At 22.7% G+C, this 2812-nt stretch carries 4 protein-coding genes; 3 read left to right on the top strand and 1 reads right to left on the bottom strand.

Translation table 11 applies throughout. The features are described from left to right. The 3 genes from ACTT9Y_RS07090 to ACTT9Y_RS07080 all read left to right on the top strand — a co-directional run. Nucleotides 1-988, top strand: a 988-nt coding sequence (locus ACTT9Y_RS07090; protein ID WP_440933660.1) for a hypothetical protein, incomplete at its 5' end; no start/stop codon positions are given. Further along, a complete protein-coding gene (locus tag ACTT9Y_RS07085) occupies nt 985-1623 on the top strand; it encodes a PIG-L deacetylase family protein (protein ID WP_440933659.1) in 639 nt (212 codons plus the stop codon). The genes ACTT9Y_RS07090 and ACTT9Y_RS07085, both read left to right, overlap by 4 nt. Then, nucleotides 1613-2557: a methionyl-tRNA formyltransferase gene (locus tag ACTT9Y_RS07080; RefSeq protein ID WP_440933658.1), complete on the top strand. Its 945-nt coding sequence runs from the start codon at nt 1613-1615 to the stop codon at nt 2555-2557. The genes ACTT9Y_RS07085 and ACTT9Y_RS07080 overlap by 11 nt, the downstream gene beginning before the upstream one ends. 37 nt (nt 2558-2594) lie before the next feature. Here the strand turns inward: ACTT9Y_RS07080 and ACTT9Y_RS07075 are convergent. Then, nucleotides 2595-2812: hypothetical protein (locus ACTT9Y_RS07075; RefSeq protein ID WP_440933657.1), on the bottom strand; the 218-nt coding region annotated here is incomplete at its 5' end.

Below are 2812 nucleotides of genomic sequence, written 5' to 3'. Positions count from 1 at the left end.
GAAAAAAAAAATATCAATCATTTTTTTTACTTATAAAAGAGCAATTTTATTAGACGCAGCCTTAAAATCTTTAATAAATAATTCTGAGGATTTAATCAGTTATCCAATAAATATAATTTACCATCATGATAAATATCACGATAAATCTTATAAATTATTAAATGATAGATATAAAAATAAAGTAAAATTTTATAAAAGAGAAAAAAAACCATTTCACTCTTTTTTTCTTCAATTATTAAGACCACTAAATTTTATATGGTTATTGAGATATCCATCAATGATGAGAAATTTTACAAACTTTAAAGAAATTTTAGAAACTATTTTAAAGAAAAATACAAATGACCTGGTAATGTTATGTACAGACGACACCATATTTTATAAAAAAATAAAAATACCACAAAAAATATTAAAAGAAATCATTCGTAAAAAAAATAAATTTTTTTTTCGGACTAATTTTGGCCTTAAATTAAAAGGTTTATATAGTGCAAAAAAAAATAGTTATAACTTTACAGATGCCAGTAAAAAAATAATTTGTTGGAATTCAAAAAATAAAAATTTAAACTTTCATATGAAATATCACTTTCAGGTAGAAGGAGCGATATATCACAAAAAATCTTTGCATAACTTTCTTAAACCTGTTTTATATCACAATCCTGTTACTTTAGAGGCAATAGGTTACAGAGAAGCAAAATTAAGAAATTACTTTTTAAATACTTTTTCTGGTTCCCAGAGAACTGCAGTAACTTATGAGATAAATAGTGTTCAAAATGTTACAGATTTAAGATACAATTATCGGATACAGCTTAATCCGTTTTTAATGATGAAAGCTTATATAAATAATTATGTTTTGTGTAATTTAATACCTTATAAGGAAAGAAATTTTTCAAAAATAATTCCCAAAGTGGTGTATGTAGTAAAGCAAAATAATAAAAATAAAAATAAAAATAAAAACAAAAAAAATATTTTAACTTTGAAATTTAAAAAATGAAAAAAGTTTTGGCAATTGGTGCACATTTTGATGATGTTGATTTGGCAGTTGGTGGTACCCTAAATCAGATCCATAAAAATGGGGGTGAATGTTTTAAATTGACACTAACTGATAATGTGACTTTATCAAAAAATTTAAAAATTAATATAGATTATATAACTTCAAAAAAATCAAGTTCAGAAGCTTGTAAAATTTTAGGGATCAAGGAAATAAAAAATAATAAAATAGTTAAATGTTCTAAGCTAACTTATTCAAAAGAATATATGCAATATATTGAGGATATAATTTATGATAATCAAATAGATACTGTATTTATTCATTATGATCATGACTTAAATCAAGACCATATAGCAGCTTCAGAAATTTGTAAAACAGCTTCAAGACATTGTATGAATATTTTAATGTTTCAAAGTAACTTTTATTTAAATTCAAATAATTTTTCACCAAGTTTATTCTTTGATATTAAAAATGAAATTCACAATAAAAAAAATTCATTAAAATGTTATGAAAATTCACATAATAGAAAAAATAAACTTTTTGATTTAACCTTTAAAAGAAATGAGATTTGGGGGTCTTATATAGGCACCACTTATGCTGAAGGTTTTATTCCTATAAAACTTAAGCATGAATTCTAAAATAGTAATTGTTTCATGCACAAATGTAGGAAGACATTTAATAAACTTTTTTTTAAATAAAAAAAAATTTAAAGGAGTTAAGCTCGCAGGTGTTTTAAATTTAGATATTGATACATCATTGAATAAATCTAATTATGATAGTTATTACGACTTAAAAAAAAAATACAATCTAAATATTAAGTATATAAAAAATATTAATGATACTAGTGTTTATAAATGGTTAAAAAAAATAAGACCATCATTAATTGTTCAATCTGGCTGGTCACAAAAATTTTCAAAAAGGATTTTAGAATTACCAAGATATGGATGTATTGGTCAGCATCCTGCTCCCTTACCAATAGGTAGAGGCGCAGCATGTGTAAATTGGGCTATTATTTTAGGATACAAAACGTGGGGTGATAGTTTTTTTTTAATGGATGAGAAATTTGATAATGGAGATGTTGTAGGACAAGAGAAATTAAATATAAATCCTGAAGATGATGTCAAGATTATCTATGATAAAGTTTGTTTTACTTCAAAGAAAATTTTTTCACAAAATATTTCAAAATGGGTAAAAGGAAAATTTAATGTAAGAAAACAAAACAAGAAAAATATAATTTATTTTAAAAGAAGAACTCCTAAAGATGGTAAAATAGATACTTTAAAAGATGATAATTTAAGCGCGTATAATAAAATAAGGGCTTTAACGAGACCTTACCCAGGTGCTTATATTATCCATAAAAACAAAAAAATATATATATGGAAATCTAAAATTTTAAGGAAATCTATCTTTAAAGATAAAAAAATTAGTAAAAAGTTATTTATTTATAATAAAAAACTTGTTCTAATGTTTGGAAAACTATCAAAAAGTTTTTTGCAGTTAGAACGAATTAATATTGAAAATTCTCCAGATTTTCAGGGTTATGAAATAAATAAGTATTTTAAAATTTTCTAAAAATTATGCGAGATATATTTTTACTTATTAACAAATCTCAAAAAAAAATTATTTTTACTTTAGCTTTTTTAGCTTTATTTTTGTCGTTTTTTGAATTTTTAACATTTTCACTAATAGAACCGTTAATAAATTTATTTTCATCTGATAAAAAAACTTCAGAAATAAGAATTTTAAAATATCTTAATTTAGAAACAAGCTTAACTAAAGGTTTATTAATAAATATGTTTTTTGTGTGTTTTTTACTTAGATCTATTT

Origin of the sequence: Candidatus Pelagibacter sp. (assembly GCF_052049995.1) — a bacterium.
Lineage (GTDB): Bacteria > Pseudomonadota > Alphaproteobacteria > Pelagibacterales > Pelagibacteraceae > Pelagibacter.
Note: the sequence above shows the minus strand (reverse complement) of the source record. Positions and strands in the feature narration are given on the sequence as shown.

Bases quoted from the DNA above. Each gene is read 5' to 3' on its own strand.
- ACTT9Y_RS07085 (WP_440933659.1), top strand. From the start codon at position 985: ATGAAAAAAGTTTTGGCAATTGGTGCACATTTTGATGATGTTGATTTG.
- ACTT9Y_RS07080 (WP_440933658.1), top strand. From the start codon at position 1,613: ATGAATTCTAAAATAGTAATTGTTTCATGCACAAATGTAGGAAGACAT.